The 19,374-nt window shown below is 69.6% G+C and carries 1 protein-coding gene (running past one end of the window); it reads right to left on the bottom strand.

The genetic code is table 11. From position 1 onward, the window contains the following. Positions 1 to 19,374 carry the start of an Ig-like domain-containing protein gene (locus QWJ38_RS14615; RefSeq protein ID WP_290359847.1) on the bottom strand. Its footprint begins 23,442 nt before the window's first position, so 19,374 of the gene's 42,816 nt are visible here — the first part of the coding sequence; the start codon lies at positions 19,372 to 19,374; the stop codon falls past the left edge of the window.

Genomic DNA, 19,374 nt, shown 5'->3' with positions numbered 1-19,374 from the left:
CCAGTTCATCGTCGCCAGGTCCACCATATAGAGGCTGGCCTTGTCGGGGCTGCCCGATTCGATGCGGGCCGAGACGAAGAGCAGGCCCTGCAAGGCGGTACCGGCCTGGCCGAAGGCGAGCGAGTCGAGCTCGGCGGCTATGTCCAGCTGCGCCTGCGCGCGGCCCTGAGCATCGAAACGGATGATCTGGCCGCGCTGGGGCCAGGCGCTGGCCCAGAGGCTGCCGTCCGGCGCGATCGCGAGATCGTCGACACGGATATTGCTGAAGTGGCTGAAGCTCCGCGTGACCGGGTCGAAGCGCTCGACGCCATTGCCGGAGGAGACGTAGAACAGGCCCTTGGCGCGATCGAAGGCCAGCGACTGCGTCAGGCTGTCGCCGTAGCGGTTGATGATCTCCAGCGACTGCGGGTCGAGCTCCAGCAGCTGGCCGCCGCCGCTGGTGGCCCAGAGCCCGCCGCCAGCGTCATAGGCGAGGTCGTAGATGGGGCTGTCCAGCTGAACGGCCGGCGCCAGCGCGCGGCCTCCGGTGGCGTCGAACAGATAGAGGGCGCCGCGGTTGCCGCCGCCGCTGACGACAAAGGTCCCGTCCGGGCGCTGCAGCAGGGCCAGCGGGCCGATGCCGGCGAAGCTCTGCGTGATGCCGGTGCCGAAGGCCTCGCCGGCGAAGGGCGCCAGCACGGTCTGGAACAGCGAGGGCCGCGAGGAGACCGGGCCGGGCAGGTTCTGCCGGGCCTTCAGGAACAGCTCCTTCGTGCTGTCGGCATTGCTGGGTGGCGGTGCGGGGGCGATGTCCTGCGTCGTGCGGCCGACCTGGGGCGTGCCGCCGAGATCGACCACGGCGCCGTCGCTGGGCAGGTCGCTGCTGGGGGCCAGCTCGCGATTCCCGGCGTTGTCGATCGACAGGGCCAGGAACTGGTAGCTGTGGCCGGCGCGGCCGCTGTAGACGCCGCTGCTGTCGGTGCTCTGCTGCTTCCAGATCGTCCAGGCGCCGCCGTCCTCGCGCACATAGACGGTGGTGCTGCGCACGCCCGAGCCGGTGTTGCCGTCGCTGGCCTGCCAGTTCACCTGGTAGTCGGCGCTGCCGGCCTGGACCGGCGCGGCGCTCAAGGTGGTCGTCGGCGGGCTCAGGTCCAGCGTGCTGCTGATGCGGGCCGTTTCCATCGGCGCGCGGCCGTCCAGCTCGACGCGGGCCTGCGCCTCTACCGTCGCGCCGTCCTGCGCCTCGAAGGCGGCCTGCACCGTGTAGCTGACGAAGCCCTGGCCGCGGCCCTGCGCATCGTCGGGCTGCAGCAGGCCGCGGGTGGCGTCCTGCAGCACCTCGCCTGTGTCGGGGTCGATGGCCTGCAGCAACCATGTTGCGATGCGCGTGTCCGGGTCGACGCCGGCGCTGACGCGCACGATGAAACCCAGCGAGTTGCGCAGATCGAAGTCGCCCTGGAAGGCGGCGCGGTCCTGCGGCACATGGATGGTGATGCCGCCGATGTTGACGTCGCCGAGGCGGAAGGAGCGCAGCGAGAGATCGCTGTCCAGCTGGGTCGAGATGCGCAGCTGTTCGGCGGCCGTCGCGGCGCCGCTCGGGTTGGCGAAGCGGATCGTGTAGGGCAGCGGCGTGTTGGCGGGCAGGAACTGCTGGTCGCCATAGCCGTTCGGGCCGATGATCAGGGCGCCGTCGTTGTTGTTCTGCGCGATCTGGTCGAACAGCTTCTGCAGCTCCAGCAGGCTCAGCTGATTGCTGCTGGCCAGCGAGGAGAAGCCCGGGTCGGTCGATGTGACGGCCGAGCTGGCGCTGAACGGCGAGAAGATATTGATCGACTGGAAGTAGGTCGGGTGCGAGAGCGCCAGGTTGTAGTCGGCATAGTTGCCCGAGACCGGCACCGGAATGTTGTACTCGCCGCATTCCTGCGATTCGCGGTGATCGACGCCGAGCAGATCGGTGAGCGTGCCCGGCATGTCGCCGTACCACTTGTGCATCTGTTCGAAGAAGGCGCTCAGCGTTGCCGGGCCGGCGATCTGCTGGCCGACCGGGCCGATCAGGATGCCGCTGGCCAGCGTCGCCATCAGGCTGATGACCTTCTCGTCGCTGCGGATCGGCGGCGCCTGGTCGGCCGGACGCAAGAGGCCGCTTTCTTCCAGCGCGCCCAGATAGGCCTGAACCCAGGTGTCGCGGTCGGCCGCGAGATTGACCAGGCTCGCATTGGCCTTGGTGTCGGCCAGCACGGCCGTGCGCAGGCGCTCGGCCTCCCGGGTCTGCAGCAGCACGAACTCGTCGCGGGTCAGCGGCGTGGCCGCCGCGTTCACATTGAACAGGAAGGGCGCGAACAGGCCGATGCAGTCGTTGATCTTGGCGTTCGGGTTGCTGAACCATTCGGCCAGCCAGCTGCCCAGCGAGCCGACGCCGTCCTTCAGCACATCGGCCTTGGCCAGATCGGGCCGGGCCTCGTAGACGGCGCGCCTGTAGGCCTCGAAATTGCGGTCGAAGATCGCCTGCAGGCCCGGACAGGCGGTGACGGTGAAATTCATGCCGACATAGCCACCGGCCTCGACGTCCAGCGCATAACCGGGCGCCAGCATCGTGCCGAAGCTGTTCACCTCGCTGTCCAGGCTGGCCCAGCCGACGTCGCTGCGCAGATCGCCGTCCGGCCGGCCGCCGACGTTGGAGCTGAAGGTCGTGTAGGGCAGGCCGTAGACCTTGGCGTTGTCGCCCAGCTCGGTCACGCCGAAGCTGAAGTAGACATAGGGCGTGTCGACATTGGTCAGGCTTTGCAGCGAGATGCTGTAGAGCCCGGTCTGGCCCGAGGGCACGACGCGCGGGCCGCCCAGGCCGATGGTCACGTCGATCGGCAGCGCCGTCTCGACCAGATAGCGGTAGGGCAGGGTGGCCATCGCGCCATCGGGGTTGATGACGGCAACGTCGTAGAGGCCGTGCGGCACCTCGGTCAGGTCGAAGATTGCCTTGATCGTCGTCGCGTCGATCACCTGGTAGCGGGCCGGCGCCACCTCGAGGATGCCCGGCCGCACCAGCTTGACGACGGCGCCCGGCTTGAAGCCGGCGCCGCTGATGGTGGCGCTGACCCATTTGCCGTCGCCGCCCTGGTCCTGCGCGATGTCGGTGATGCTGAAGGGCAGGAGCTTGGCGCTCAGCGTCACCGGCGTGCTGTTCTTGTTGCCGGGCCGGCCCGAGATCAGCACGTAGTAGTCGCCCGCCTGGGTGGTCGGCACCCGCGTCATCGGGTCGGCCGACAGCTGCTGCAGCGCGCCGAAATCGAAGGCCGAGGGGCTGGCGGCGTCGCCGTAGCGGACGTAGAGCTCGTTCGATGTCAGCTCGTCGTCCGCATCCAGCACGACCTGCAGCGTCTCGTTGGCGCCGACCGTCACCCGGTACAGGCGCTGCTCGCCCGGGGCGAGCGTCGTCTCCAGCGGCACGCCCAGGCCCAGCGTGGGCACGCTGATGCTGATCGGGCCGGCGCTGGACGTGGTGTTGTTGCGCTCGCCGATGTTGCCGCCGGAGCCCTCGTTGACCTCGTTGTAGATGTCGGCGCGGACGATGATGCGGTAGCTGCCGGCCTTGGCCGGCGGCAGCTTGGCCGTCAGCTCGGAGACATAGCTGTCGCCAGCGGCCAGCGTACCTTGGTGGAGCACCTTGCCGAGCAGGATGTCCTGCAGGCCCCATTCGCTGTCGACCGACAGATAGACGGAGTCGGTCCAGGAGCCCTCGGCGGCGGCGGCCGTCGGGCTGTTGCTGACGGTGAACTTGATCTTGACCTCGTCGCCGGTCGTGCCGCTGGCGGGCAGGACGATGTCGTCGACGACCAGGTCGGACGGCGGCGGCAGCTTGATGATGATGGGCGCCTGGGTGGCCGTCGCGTTATTGTCCTCGCGCGTGCCCTCGAAGACCTTGCCGCGCGGCTCGCCGCTCGGGCTGAGGATAGGATCGGTAACGACGAAGACGTAGTAGGAGCCGGTCAGACCGGCCGGCAGCTTGAACGTGCCGCTGCCGTCGTAGTGCCCGCCGGCGGCGACCATGCCCTTGTGCTCGATGTCGCCCAGATAGCGGTCGCTGCGCAGATCCAGCACCGGATCGACCGAGAGATAGACCTGGTCGCGCCAGACCGCATTGGCTGCCGTGGCCGCGCCGCCCTGGTTGACGACCGTGTAGTTGACGGTCAGGGTCTGGCCGCGGGTCGGCTGCTCGGGCGTGGCGCCGACGCTGGCCACATGCAGATCGGCGGCCGGCGAGAGCGTGACCTGCAGCGGCAGCACGACCACGTTATTGCCCTCGTCGCGGAACTCGGGGACCGCGTCGCGGTTCTGGAACACCTGCTTGACGCCGACATTGGCCGCGCCATTGGGCTCGGTGCCGACGACGTCGGCATCGGTGTAGGCGATCAGGTAGAAGGGGCCGTCGGCATCGGGGGGGATCTGCAGCGTCGTGTTGACCGTGTAGCTGCCGTCCTTGGCCAGGCCGCCGTAGTGAATAAAGCTGGCCAGCTGCAGATCGCTGCTGTCCAGCGAGGGATCGCGCGACAGATAGATGCGGTCGAACCAGGACCATTGCCGCGTATCGCGCGTGCCCTGGTTGCTGACGGTGAAGCTCAGCGCCACCGACTGGCCGGAGCTGACCGCGCCCGGCACCGTGATCTGCGTGATCTTCAGATCGGGCTCGCGGTAGGTGATGGCGATGTCGGCCCGGCCCATATTGTTGGTGGCGGCGGCGCCCTCGTAGACCGAGCCGCCGAAGAAGGCGAGCGCGTCGCTGTTCTTGCCCGCGTTGGGCTCGCTGCCGTTCGGTTCCGGCGCGGCGTCGGTGAAGACATAGACGTAGTAGGGCCCGTCCCAGCCGGCCGGCACGGTGACCTCGGCCGTCGTCGTGTAGCTCTGGCCATGGGCCAGGCCGCCGCCGGCCGCATGGACGAAGCTGCCCAGCGAGACCGCGCGGTTGCCGAAGGTCGGATCGGGCGAGATGTAGACGCGGTCGCTCCAGAAATGGGTGCCGCTCCAGACGTCGGCGCCGTCGTTGAGCACGGTCCAGCTCAGCTGCGTCTTCTCGCCCGAGTAGTTGAGCGGCTGGGTGCTGATCGAGGTGACCTTCAGATCGGCGGGGCGCGCGACGATCGTCGCATCGATGGTCTTCAGATTGTTCAGCTCGTTGCTCTCGATGACGAAGGGCGCGATCGGATTCGCATCGGCGATCACCGAGATGCGCAGGCCCTTCAGCGCCGGCGCCAGCTCGAAGCTCTTGGTCTGCGTGTAGCTCTGCAGCGCGTCCAGCGACCTGGCGCGCTCGAAGGCGCCCAGGAACCAGACCTTGGCATTCGGGTCGTCGATATTGGCGGTGTCGTGGGCGAAGACATAGTCGTACCAGGTGCCGCCGACGCCGATCGCCTGGCCCTCGCCGATATTGCGCACCGTCCAGCTGACCGTCAGCGGGCCGTCGACCGAGCCCGGCTGCGCGGCCGTGGCATTGCTGCTGATCTCGGTGACGATCAGGTCGGGCAGCGGCGGGGTCGGCGTGCCGATGATGTCGATCGCGCGCGCCTTGTAATTGCTGCTGTCGGCCTCGTTCGGATCGTCCGGATTGACGTTGCTGGCGAGCTGGTCTTCGAAGACGCCGTCGTAGGCATCGCTCCAGGGCGTGATGTAGTAGGTGCCCGAGGCGATCTGCTGCGGGATGCGAACCTTGACGGTCTGCGTATAGCTCTCGCCGACGGCCAGCGCGCCGGCATGGCCGAAGCTGCCCAGAAGCACCGCGTCATTGCCGGGGATGACGATGGGCGAGCCATCATGGGACAGCACCGAGCGCGGGCCGGGGCTGGGCCGGGTCTTGTCCTTGGTCAGCCAGATGCTGTCGGTCCAGCTCGGCACGCTGGTCGGCGCCGAGCCCTTGTTGGTGACGGTATAGCTGACCGACACCTCGCCGCCATAGACACCCTGCGTCGGCGCGACGACGGCCGACATCACCAGATCGGCCAGCGGCTGGGCCGTGATGGTGACCGGCACGCTGGCGAAGTTGTTGCGCTCGTTGATGCTCGGGTATTCGTCCACCGCACCGTCGGCGTCGGCGATCACGAGGATGCGGCCGGGGCCGCGCAGGCGCTCGGGCAGCACGAAGCTGACCGAGTTGCTCGGGTACTGGCCGCCGTTGGCGTCCAGCGCCGAACCGTTGGCCACGGTGGCCAGCAGGATGTCGTTGCCGGGCTGGTCGTCCAGCGAGAAATAGACGCGGTCGACCCAGTGCGGCGTCGTCGTCGGCACCGAGCCGCGGTTGACGACCACGAAGCTGACCGAGGCGGTGCTGCCGGCGGTGATGGAGCTGCTCGGCAAAGTGATGTTCTCGACCTGCAGATCGGGGCGCGGCAGCAGGGACAGCACGGTGGTGACGTTGTTGACCCGCGTGTTGTTGTCGATCTCGGGGCTGCCTTCGAACACCGTGTTGCCGGTGTCGGTGGACACGACCACCTGCCAGCCCTGCTCGATGCGGGCCGGCAGCTTGATGCGCTCGGTGCGGGTGTAGCTGAGGCCCGCGCCCAGCGGGCCGCTCGTCGTGTAGCTGCCCAGGAAGATGGGCCGCGGCGAGGCCGGGTCGTTGGGGTCGACGCCGACGCGGCGCAGCGAGACCACATCGGTCCAGCTGCCCCGGGCGGCGGCCTGGCCGTCGTTCAGCACGGTCCAGGTGATGTCGACCGTGTCGCTCTCGTTGGCGGCCGTCGGCGCGCTGATGCCGGTGACCTTGAGGTCCGGCGTCGGCGACTGCGTGATCTGCACCGGGCCGGCGCTGCGCGCATTGGCGGCGTCGTTGAAGATGAACTCGAAGGCCTGCTGGCCGCTGTTGGTCCGCACCGTCACATAGATCGTGCCGGACAGGTCCTGCGGCAGCGTGATCTCGCCCGTGCGGCTGTAGCTGCCGCCGGCGGCCAGCGAGCCGAGGTGGTCGAAGCCGACATTCAGGAAGGGGGCGCTGCCGTCCGGGTTGCGCGAGAGGCTGACGACGTCGCTCCAGCCGTTGACGCTGGTGACGCCCAGCCCCGTGTTGGCGACGCTCCAGCTGACGGCCAGCTTGCCGCCGGACTGCGCGCTGGGCTGCACGCTCAGATCGGTCAGCACCAGATCGGCATAGGGCCGCGGCATCAGATCCAGCGTCGCGGCGGCGCTGGCGCGGTTGTTCGCCTCCTGGCCGTTCTCGAACACCTGGCCGGCCGCGTCGGTGAGGACGAAGACCTGGTAGCGATCGGGCCGGTAGTTGGCCGGCGCGAAGATGGTTTCGCTGCGGCTGTAGCTCTGGTCCTTGGCCAGCCCGCCCTCGTGGGCGAAGCTGCCCAGCAGCAGGTCGTCGGCATTGCCGATGATGTCGTCGGTCGACAGCACCACCCTGTCGGTCCAGCCGTTCACCAGGCCGGCGCCGGTGCCGGCATTGCTGACCGTCCAGCCGACCGTCACCCGCGCCGGGTCGGCGATCACCCGCTGCGGCGCCGTCACATTGCCGACCACCAGATCGGCATAGGGCGCCAGCGTCAGATCGATCGCCCGAACGGCCAGATTGTCGTTTTCGCTGGCGACTTCCTCGATCTGGTCCTGCGAGTCGGTCACGGCAAGCAAATACCAGCGGCCCTGCACATCGACCGGCAAGGTGATGTCGAAGCTGAGGCTGTAGCCGCCGCCGGCGTCCAGCTGCCGGCTGCTCGGCTTGCTGTCGAGCAGGCGGGCGCCGCTGCCCAGGGTCGGCGTCGCGGACAGATAGAGCTTGTCGGTCCAGCTGCCGCTGAGGCCCGTGCTGCCGGACTGAGCGACGTTCAGCACCACATGCAGCGGGTCGCCGGAGGCGGCCGTGTCCGGCGCCTGCAGCTCGGCCGCGACCAGATTGACGTGGCGCAGCGCGATCGGCTGGGCCGCGGCGGCCAGGTTGTTCGCCTCGCGCTGCGATTCGTAGACGCGCTGGCCGGCGTCGGTGAGGACCAGGATGCGCGCGCTGTCGGTGTCGGCCCATGCCGGCAGCTGGACCTGCAGCGTGGCGTCGTAATGCGCGCCGGCGGCCAGCCCCTCGTTGCGCGTGCGCGTGCCCAGCAGGACGGCGCCGGCCAACTGGCCATTGGCGCTCAGATAGACGTAGTCGACCCAGGGGCCGGTCGCGGCGGCCTCGCCGGCATTGCTGACGGTCCAGGCGACCGTGGCGGCCGCGCCGCTGAGCGCCTCGCCGGGCGCCAGCACCTGGCTCGCGACCAGATCGGCGGCCGGCGCGGCGGAGACGGCCAGCGCAGCGGGCGCCATGCCCAGGTTGTTGCCCAGGCGCGCGCCCTCGTAGACGCTGCCGTCCAGATCGCTCTTCAGCAGCACGAACCAGCTGCCGCTGAGATCGGCGGGCAGCGCGATGGTCCGCCGCTCGGTATAGGCGTCCTGCGGGCTCAGCGGGCCGTTGTGCAGCACGGTCGCGAGCACCAGATCGCCGCTGTCGATCACGCCGTCCTGGGATAGCACCAGGCGGTCCTTCCAGCTGCCGGTGGCCGGCGTGTCGCCGACATTGCGCACCCGCCAGGCGATCTCGATCTGCGTGCCGGCGACGGCCGCCGTCGGCGCGCTGACCACCTCGACATGGAGATCGGAATAGGGCGCCGCCACCTGGATCGGCGTGGCGGGCGAGGTGTTGTCGGCGCGCGTGTCCGGCTCCAGCAGCGCATTGCCGGCGTCGGTGCGGACGATCCAGTTCAGCGTGCCGTCGAACTGCAGCGGCAGCGTGATCTGTGCGGTGGCCGTGTAGGAGGCGCCGGCGGCCAGCGGGCCGCTGTGTCCGACCTCGGCGCTGGCGCGCTGGTCGCCGTCGCCGTAGCTGCTGTTGGCGGACAGTTCCAGGCGGTCGACCCAGCTGCCGGTGGCGGCGACGCTGCCGATATTGGTCACGGTCCAGCTGACGCTGACCGTCTGGCCGCCCTTGGCGTTGGCCGGCGCGACCGGCGCGCCGACCTTCAGGTTCGGGTAGGCGGCGACGCTGGAAACGACGTCGATGCTGGCCGAATTGTTGGACTCGGCGGTGCCGGCGTTGTTGACCTCGATCAGCTCGTTGTTGACATCGCTGCTGACGGTGATGGTCAGATTGCCGGCGCCGGCCGCGCCCTCGGGGAGTTGCAGGGTCAGCACGCGCTGGCGCTGGCCAAAGGCGGCGATATCGCCGTCCACGGCGGGGTCATAGACGATCAGCTGGCTCAGAATCGTCTGGTGGGTCGTGTTGTTGAAGACGGTGACCCGCTCGGCGAAGCCGCTCAGCACGGTCGAGTTGCCGGCATTGCTGAGCGACCAGTGCAGGGTCAGCGGCCCGCCGCTCTGCACCGGGCCCGGGGCCAGTTGCAGGAAGCCGGGCTGCAGATCGGGCGCGGACAGCCGGGTCAGGCTGGCGCTGTTATTGCTCTCGCCGCTGCCGCCGGCATTGACCTCGGCCACCTGGCCGGCCGCATCGACGGTGACGGTGAAGGAAAAGCGGCCGTTCGCGCTGATGCCGTCCGGCCAGGCGAAGAAGAGGCTGCGCGCGACGCTGCCGCCGTCGGCGGCCAGGGGGCTGCCGTCGTGCTCGATGCTGGTGCTGTAGACGATCTGGTTGTTGACCAGATTGCGCACGACCAGGGTCTCCTGCCAGGCCCCGCTGGCGGCGCGATTGCCGGCATTGCGGGTGGTCCAGGCGACGGTGACCCGGTCGCCAGGCTCCCAGCCGGCGGCGGTGGGCTGCACGCTGAGCAGCTCGGGCAGCAGATCGGCATAGGTCGGCAAGGTGGCCGTGACCTCGGTGCTGGCGCTGTTGTTGTTCTCGGCGCTGCCGGCCGGATTGCGCTCGTCCAGCGCGTTGTCGACGTCGACGTTGACCGCCACCCGCAGCAGGCCGGCGCCGCGCAGGCCTTCCGGCAGGGTCAGCTGTACCGAGCGCGCCAGCGCGGCGCCCGCGGCCAGCGGGCCCTCGTTGCCGGCGTCATAGGGCAGCAGCACGGTGGCCAGCAGCTCGCCGGTATCGACGCGGCTGAGGACGACGCGGTCGCGCCAGCTGCCGGCGGTCGGCAGCGTGCCCTCGTTGCGATCGCTCCAGGAGACGGTGATCGCGCCGCCCGACTCGATCACGCCGCCTTCGCCGACAAGCTGCAGACCCTGGGCGACCAGGTCGGCGGCCGGCTGGTATTCGAGGCCGGTGATGCGCACCGGCGCCACCTCGGGCAGCGGCTGCACCAGCATGCGCAGCGCATTGGCGGCGCTGGCGTCGTAGCGGCCCTCGATGGCGATCGTGTAGCGGCCCGCCTCGGCCAAAGTCTGCACATCCAGATCGGCCATGCTGTCGAGCTTGGCCAGCAGATTGCCGGTCGGGCCGTAGAGGCGCCAGACGCCGGTGCTGCTGCCGACCTGCTGGACGTCGAAGAAGAATTTGTCGCCGGCCGCGGCCGTGAAGCTGTAGAGCTGGGTCTCGCTGCCGCTGGGCAGGGGGGCGGTGAAGGGCAGGCCGGGCGTGATCGGCGTCGCCACGGCCATGTCGAGCAGGCGGAAGGCGAATTTGCCGATGTCGTCACCGCTGGCGTCCAGGGTCAGCGTGTAGCTGCCCGGCACCAGGTCCAGGCTGGGATCGCCGGCTATGCTGCCGGCATCGGTGGAGCGCAGTCCGCGCTGGTTCACCACGGTGCCCAGCGGGCCCGTCAGCGTCCAGCTGAAGTCGGCGTTGCTGAGCGTGTCGAACAGCAGCTGCTTGCGCTGATCGAGCGTGAAGCTGTAGCGGGCCTGCTGGCCGGCCTGGGTCAATTCGGCCTGCACGGTGGCGCCCAAGGTCAGCGGGGCGACGATGTCGTCGACCTTCTGCACATTGAAGCGGTAGGCGTTGGTGATGTTGGCCTGGCTGCGCCGGCCCTCGACGATCAGGGTCCAGTCGCCACTCTGGTCCAGGCTCGCAGTGTCGACGTCGCTGCCCAGGCCGCTGATCCAGCGCTGCTGGCCGCTGGGCGAGATCAGGCGCCAGCTGCTGTCGGCATTGCCGACTTGCTGGGCGTCGAAGAAGAAGCGCTCGCCGGCCTGGGCCGTGAAGCGGTAGATCTCGGTGCTGTTGCCGGGGCTCAGCGTGCCGGAGCGGGAACTGCCCGGCGTCAGCGCGCTGGCCGTGGCCAGATCCAGCAGGCGGAAGCCGTAGTCGAGCGGGCCGGCGCTGCCGCCGACCTGCAGCGTGTAGGTCCCCGGCGTCAAGGTCATCACCGGATTGGCCTGGTAATCCCAGCTGCGCTGCTGGAAGTTCAGGCTGCCGATCTGGCCGCGTTCGCTGCTGAGCGTCCACTGCAGCTCGCCGTTGTTGGCGCGCGGGTCCATCACGACCTGGGTCGTCTGCGCGACGCTGAAGCTGTAGAGGTCGCGCTCGCCGCTGCCGGCATGGTTGCCGTTGACCAGTTCGCCCAGCGCGATGGCCTGGGGCGCGGCGGGCGTGCTCGTCACGCGGGCCCAATCGATGGCCACCTCGGACGGGTGGACCGCGCCGCCCAGCGCGTCGTACTGGTAGAGGTTGAAGCGCATGCCGTCGGCGAAGACGTCGGTCGTGACGCCGAGGTCGCGGCTGGCCAGTTCGAGGCCGTTGTCGTCGCTGAGCACCGCGCGCAGCGTGCCGGCGGCCGGCGCTTCCAGGCGCAGCCGATACCAGGTCTTGTCGGCGAAGGCGAAGGCCGGCGTGCTGGCGCCGACGCCGCCGACATTGTTCGTGCCGCTGCGGAACTGGCGGTTGCCGTTGGCATCGCTGAACAGATTGACCCAGGCGTTGCGGCTGCTGTCGGCGGCGCTGCTGATGTACAGGCCGATGAACTCGTCGGTGCTGACGCCGGCCACGCCCTGGGTCAGCGTGTTGAAGCGCACCTCGTAGCGCACGCCCTGGCCGGCCACATTGCCGACGCTGCGCAGCTCGTTGCCCGTCTGGTAATTGGTCTGGCTGCTGCGCAGGCGCAGCACCGAGGCGCCGTCCAGCGTGTCGGCGGCCAGCGTCATATTGCCGCCGACCTGGTTCCAGTTGGCGCCGGGCAGGGCGGCATCGAAGCTGTCGTCGAAGCCGGCGATGCGCTCGGCCAGCGTATTGCCCTGCGGCGTGATCTGGAAGCTGAGCGAATTCGGATTGCTGTTGTTGCGATAGCCCTCCAGCAGCAGGGTGTAGCTGCCGGCCTGCAGATAGCTGCGCGCGGCCACGTCGCCGTTGAAGCCGCTGCTCCAGAGCTGGTCGCCGCTGGGCGAGATCAGGCGCCAGCGCAGGCCGGCGGTGGCGGCGGCAAGCTGGTCGAAGAACAGCCGGTCGCCGGCCGCGACCGAGAAGCTCAGCGCCCGCGTCGCATTGCCCGGCTCCAGCGTCAGATTGATCGGCGTGCCCAACGCGACCGGCGTCGCGGCGGCCAGGTCGACCAGGCGGAAGGCGAAGTCGCCGACATCATCGTTGGGCGCATCGACGGTCAGCGTGTACTGGCCGGGGCGCAGTTCGTAGACGACGCGGTTGTTGTCGGCCGGGTTGGCGATATAGCCGTCGGTGCCGGCCCGGTCGTTGGAGTCGCTGGCCTGGAAGCTGCGCGCATCGACCAAGCGGCCGCCGGGGCCGCTCAGGCTCCAGCTGAAGCCGAGGTCGCTGAGGGTGTCGAAGACGACGCGCTTCGTGCTGCCGACATCGAGCGTGTAGATGACCCGCTGGCCGGGCGTCGTGATGCGGCCTTGCACGGTGTCGGGCAGTTCGTCGTAGAAGCCGACGAGGCTGCCGTTCAGCCCCCCGACCGGGTCCGCCACGACGGTGCCGGCGCTCTCGTCGAGCAGGTAGTTCAGCACCAGGCCGGGGGTGCCGAAGCTCGGCGGCGTCGTCATGCCGGCGGCGATGTCCGGGTTGCTGCGCGCCGTGTTCCATACGCGCAGATCGCGCATCAAGCCCTGGTAGCCTGTGATCTCGGTGCGCAGCTCCTGGCGGGCCTGGCCGATGCGCAGCGGCGTGCTGGAGACGACCGCGTCGCCGCCGGGGAGCGCGAGCTTGGCCTTCTCGATGCCATCGACCAGGATGCGCATCTGCTTGGCATCGCGGTCGATGACGGCGGCGACATGCTGCCACTGGCCCCACTGGATGGTGCCGGCGGCGGTGTCCAGGCTGCGGTTGCTGCCGTCGCTGGTGGACAGATGCAGACGGCCGTCGCGGTTCAGCCAGAGGCTGTAGCTGCGCTGGTTGAAGTTGCCATCGCCCTTGTAGAACAGCGCCGTCCAGCTCTGGCCCGGCTGCTCGGGCTTGATCCAGGCTTCCAGGCTGAGGTTGTGCCGCAGGTCCAGCGAGGGATCGACCGGCGCCTCCAGCCATTGCGTGCCGTCAAGCTCCAGGCCGTTGCCGCCCCCCTGCCAGCCCGGAGCGAAGGCTTGGCCCTGGCCGATCACCAGCGCGCGCTGCGTGTCGACGACCGGCTGCAGATTGAAGCGGTAGCTGCTGGGCAGGTCGGTGTTGCCGCGGTTGCCCTCGATCAGCAGCGTGTAGCTGCCGCTGACCGGCAACGTGAAGGTGTTGACGTCGGTGTTCGCGGAAGTGGCCCAGACCTCGGTGCCATAGGGCGAGATCAGGCGCACGCGGCCCTCGGAGGTGCTGGCGGCCAGCGCGTCGAAGTAGTAGCTGGCGCCGGCCTGGCCCTCGAAGCGCCAGCCGTCGGTCCGGCTGCCCGGGGCCAGGGTGCCGTTGACCTCGGTGCCGGGCGTCATTGCCGGCAGCGCCGCCAGCGGCAGCAGGCGCAAGGCATAGGGCGCGGTGTCGTCGTTGCTGGCGTCGATGCTCAGGCTGTAGCTGCCCGGCAGCAGGTCCAGCACGGGGTAGCCGTTGGCGGCGTCGGTGGCGTTCAGATTGCGGACGATGTTCAGGCCGCCGGGGCCGAGCAGGCGCCAGCTGACGACGCCATAGGAATTCGTCAGGCTGTCGGCCAGCACCTGGGTGCGCTCGCTCAGCGTGAAGCTGTAGCTGTCGGTCTGGCCGGGCCTGGCCAGGGTGCCGGCGATGACGCCGTTCAGCGTGCCGAAGCTGTTGACGAGCTGGCCCGTGCCAGCGCCGTTGCCCAGCGGCGTGCTGCCATCCGGGCCGACGCTGTCCAGCGGCAGATAGACCGAGAGGCCCGCCTCGTTGCCGGCCAGCGCCTGGTCGCGGCCGGCCTGCAGCTGGGCGGCGCTGCGCGCGAGCGACCAGAGCCGGACCTCGTCGATCAGGCCGTCGAACTGGAAGGTCGAGGTATCGGCGAACCAAGCATTGCCGACCCGCAGCGTGCCCGCCGTGTCGATGCCGGGCGCGCTGCGCAAGGCGCCACCCGAGGCCAGCGCGGTCTCGACGCCGTCGACGAAGAGACGGATGCGCGGCGTGGCGGCGCTGCGCTCGATCACCATCGCCACATGGGTCCAGCGATCGGTCGCCACCAGGCCGGCCACGCTGCGGGCGCCCTGCAGACCGCTGGCGTCGCGGGTGTCGCCGTAGATCGAACCGTCGGCGTTCAGCCACAGCGTGTAGGCGCGCTGGTTGTTGGCATCGTCCTTGGCGACGATGGGCATCCAGCTGCTGGAGAAGCGCGCCGGATTGATCCAGGCCTCAATGGTCAGGTCGCCGCGCAGATCGGTGGCCGGGCCGTCCGGCACCTGGACGAAATTGGCCGCATCGGCCTGCAGGGCCATGCCGAAGCGGCCGGGCGCCAGCTGGGGCGTGGTGCCGACCGAGTCGCCCAAGGTAATCGGCGTGACCAGCTGCGGTTGCGGCACGAGCCGGAAGCTGAAGCTGTTCTGCCGCGGCTCGTTGCGCCGGCCCTCGACCAGCAGCGTGTAGCGGCCCGCCAGCGGGACCGCGAAGGTGTCCACGTCATTGTCGATATTGCTGGCCCAGACCTGCTGGCCGTTCGGGCCGATGAGGCGGTAATAGCCGTCGCCGCCGCCGTCGCCCAGGCGATCGAAGAAGAACTTCTGCCCGGCCGTTGCCTCGAAGCGGTAGGCCAGGGTCTGCGAGGCCGGCGCGAGCATGCCGTTGACGACGCTGCCCAGCGGCAGCTCGGCGGCCTGGCCGAGGTCCAGCAGGCGCAGCGCATAGGGCGCCGTGCTGTCGGTGCTGGCGTCGATGCTCAGCTGGTAGTCGCCGGGCTGCAGCTGGTAGAGCGGGAAGCCGTCGTTGGCGTCGGTCTGCGTCATGCCGACATTGGCCACCAGGCCCTGCGGGCCGCTGAGGTTCCAGCGGACTACGTTGTAGGCATTGCTCAGCACGTCCATGGCGATCCAGGTCGGCTGCGTCAGCGTGAAACGGTAGCGGTCGGTCTGGCCGGGCTGGCTCAGCGTGCCCTGGATCACGCCGGGGAGGCCGGCAAAGGCCTTGTTGATCGGCACGTTCAGCGCCTGCGGGCCGCTGTCGGCGACGCTGTCGCCGCTGCCTTCGTCCAGCCCCAGGCGCAGCGCCAGGCCGGCCTGGGGGCCGGGCAGGGCCTTTCCGGCGTTGTCGGCGATCTGCTGGCCGCTGCGGGCGACGTTCCACAGGCGGATCTCGTCGATCGCGCCGTCGAAATTGCCATAGGCGCCGCTGGTCTCGGCGGTCGAGCCGATGCGCAGCGGCGCCGGGCTGGCGACGGCTGCCTGCTTGCGCAGGCCGTCCTTCTGCGCCGCCAGCACGCCGTTGATATAGAGGCGCAGCTGGCCGTTGCTGCGATCGATGACGCCGGCCACATGCGCCCACTCGCCCAGCTGGATTGAGCCGTTGGCGCTGGACACGCCCTGTTCACCGCTGGCGTCGGCGGTCGACAGATAGAGGTAGCCGCTGTTGTTGAGCCAGAGCGAATACTCGCGCTGCGCGCTGGCATCGCTCTTGACGGCGATCGGCTGCCAGGTGTTGGCGTAGCGATCGGGCCGGATCCAGGCCTCGAAGCTGAGGTCATTGCGCAGATCGGTGGCCGCGCCATGCGGCAGGATCAGGTCGCGCTGCGTGTCCAGCTCCAGCGCCGTGCCGCCCAGGCCCGGCGCGCCGGCCACCCACAGCGGCGTCGTGTCGATACCGCTGCCGATGCTGATGTCGGCCCTGCGGTCGCCGGTGTCGCCGACGCGGAAGGCGAAGTTCTGCGCCGCCGGGTGGCTGTTGTAGCCATTGAGCAGCAAGGTGTAGCGGCCCGTCTGCGCCAGCGTGATCTCCTGGTCCGAGCCGGCCCAGGACGCGAAGATCTGATCGCCGTCCGGCCCGACGAGGCGCCAGTCCGCGTCGGGCGACATGCGGCTGTCGAAAAAGATGCGCTGGCCGGCCGTCGCGTCCAGCTGCCAGCTCTGCACACCGTAGCCGGGCGTCAGCGTGCCGCTGACGGTCTGGTCCAGCGGCAGGGCAGGGGCGGCGCCGAGATCGAGCAGGCGAAAGCCATAGTCGCCGCTCGTGTTGCCGTCGATGCGCAGCGTGTAGTCGCCGGCCTTCAGCGCCAGCGTCGGCCACTCCAGCCAGTTGCCGCTGGCCACCGTGCCGCGGTCGTCGCTCAGGGTCCAGCGCGTCGCCGAGCCGCTTTCGCGGGTGTCCAGCACGAACAGGCCCGGCTGGCCCAGGCTGAAGCCGTAGACATCGCGCTGGGTCGTCAGCAACCGTTTGCCCGTATTGAATTCGCCCAGCACCAGCGGCTTGATCGCAGCCGGCGTCGTGCTCAGCCGCGCCCAGTCGAGCGCGACATCGTGCGTGGCCGTGCCGCCGGTCGTCGTGTTGGACTGGTAGATGCCGAAGCGCGCGCCACCGCCGAAAACCTCGGTCGTGACGCCAAAATCCAGCGTCATCAGCTCGGCGCCGGCATCGCTGAGCAGGGTCGCCTTGATCGTGCTGTCGCTCGCGGCCCAGAGCCGCAGCCGGTACCAGGTGTTGTCCGCGAAATCGTAAGCCGGCGACTGGAAGCCGCTGCCGCCGACGCCGCGGCTGTCGACGCGCAGCGTGCGGCCGCCGCCGCTGGCATTGCTGGCCAGCGCGGTCGCCACCCAGCGGCTGGGGTCGGCCACGTCCATCATCGACAGGCCGATCAGCTCGTCGAAGCCGGTCGCCGCCGATTGCAGCAAGGTGTTGAAACGGACCTCGTAGCTGAAGCCCTGGCCGACGGCGTTGGTGGCCGTCGTCCAGCCCGCGCCGCGGTACTGGCCGGTGATCGCGCTGTTCAGGCGGATCACGCTGGCCCCGTCCAGCGTCTCGAAGCGGTAGCTCGGCGCGCCGACCGGCGTCAGCGTATTCGGCACGCCGCCGGTCTGCCACAGCGGGTCGAGCGCGGGGCCGTCGAAGCCCTGATCGAAACCGGCCACCCGCTCGGCCAGCGTGTTGCCGGTCTTGTCGACCCTAAAGCTCAGGCTGTTCGGCGCGAGGGCCGTACGGCGGCCCTCGACCAGCAGCGTGTAGACGCCCGCTTGCGTGTAAGTGCGCTCGGCGATGTCGCTGCCGAAATAGGTGCTCCACAGCTGCTCGCCGGTCGGCGAGATCAGCCGCCACTGCAGATCCGGGTTGTCGGCCGTCAGATGGCTGAAGGCGAGGCGGTCGCCGGCGGCGACGCTGAAGAACCAGGCCTGGCTGGCGCTGCCGATCGGCAGGATGGCGCCGCTGCTCGCGCCCAGGGTCAGGGGCAGGGCGCTCGCGCCCAGATCGAGCAGGCGGAACGCGAATTCGCCGGTCGTATCGCCGGCGCCGTCTATGGACAGCGTGTAATGGCCGGGGCCCAAGTCGTAGACGACGCGGTTGAAGGCGGCCGGATCGAGATTGACCCCATCGACGCCGGCGCGGTCGCGCGAGTCGCTGGCATCGAAACCGCGCCCGTTGACCAGCTGGCCGCCCGGGCCGGCGAGGCTCCAGTTCAGGGGGCTGTCGCGCAGGGCATCGAAGACCAGGCGCCGGGTCTGGTCAAGATCCAGGCCGTAGACGACGCGCTGGCCGGGCGTGGCGATGCGGCCGCTGATCGCGCCCTCGACGCCCAGCAGCGGGTTGACCACGCTGCCGCCCAGGCCCAGCGGGCCGCTGTCCTGCACCGCCGTGCCACCGCTCTCGTTGAAGCGGTAGTTCAGCACCAGATCGGGCTGGGCGCCAGCCAGTTCCGCTCCCATATGGGCGGCGATCTCGGCGGCGCTGCGCGCGCTCTTCCAGATGCGCAGATCGTCGATGCTGCCGGCGAAGGGGCTGAAGCCGCCCCAGGGCTCGTCGGTGCGGCCGATTATCAGCGGCTGGCTCGCGGCCGAGAAGGCGTCGGCGTTGGTGCGCACCGCGCCGCTGGCGACCTCGTTGCCGTTGACGAAGAGCTTCATCAGGCCGCTGTCGCGGTCGATGCTGGCGGCCACATGAGTGCGCTGGCCCGGTTTGATCAGGCCGCCGCTGCTGTACAGGTATTGCTCGCCGCCATCGCCGCTGCTGAGCAGCAGGTCGCCGCCGCTGGTGAGGAAGAGGGCGTAGCTGCGGTGCGCGCCCAGGCTGGCGTCGTTGCCGCCCTTGTAGACGATGGGCATATAGCTGTTGCTGAACCGGTCGACGGTCAGCCAGGCTTCCATCGTGACGGTGCGCGTCAGCTCCAGCTCCGGCGCCAGGGGCGCCTGCACCGAACTCACGCCGCCCAGCTTCAGGGCGCCGCCCTGCCAGGCCGGGCCGGCGATCTGCGACTGGCCCAGCTGCAGCGCGGCCACGACATCCTGAACCGGCTGCACATTGAAGGCATAGGCGCTGCTGTCGGCACTATTGCCGATGCGGCCCTCGATCAGCAGCGTGTAGACGCCGCTCTGTATTAGCAACTGGTTCTCGACGTCGCTGCTGGCGGCCGTGGGACCGAACACCGTCTTGCCGTCCGGGCCGATCAGCCGCCAGTCGACGCTGCCGGGGTTGGAAAGGGCGTCGAAATAGAAGACCTGGCCGGCCAGCGCATTGAAGCGGTAGGCGTCGGTCTCCTTGCCGGGGCTCAGCGTGCCCTGGACGAGCTGGCCCGGCGTGATCGCCGTCGCGCGGCTCAGGTCGATCAGGCGGAAGCCGTAGTCGGCCGAGGCATGGTCGCCGACGCCGTCGATCTGCAGGGTGTAGCTGCCGGCCTGCAGGTTCAGCGCGGTATTGCCGCCCTGGCCGTTGGCGTCGGTCGCGTCCAGCGCGCGCGGTGCGCTCACCTGGCCTTGCGGCCCCTGCAGCGACCATTGCAGCTTGTCGTCCGAGGTCAGCGAGTCGAAGACGATCTTGACATCGCTGGGCAAGGTGAAGGTGTAGCGGTCGACCTCGCCGGGCACCTCGATGCGCCCCTTGATTTCGGGCACGACGCCGTCGCCCGACATCAGCACGCGCGGCTCGAAGGAGTCGAACTGGATGCGCGGCGTCAGCCGCGGACGCGCGGGCCGGGCTGCCTGGAACGCCTTGCGAACGCCTTCCGTCAGCGCCTTCAGACTCAGGCGCGGCAT

It is taken from the genome of Roseateles violae (genome assembly GCF_030410485.1).
Taxonomy (GTDB): domain Bacteria; phylum Pseudomonadota; class Gammaproteobacteria; order Burkholderiales; family Burkholderiaceae_C; genus Roseateles_D; species Roseateles_D violae.
Note: the sequence above shows the minus strand (reverse complement) of the source record. Positions and strands in the feature narration are given on the sequence as shown.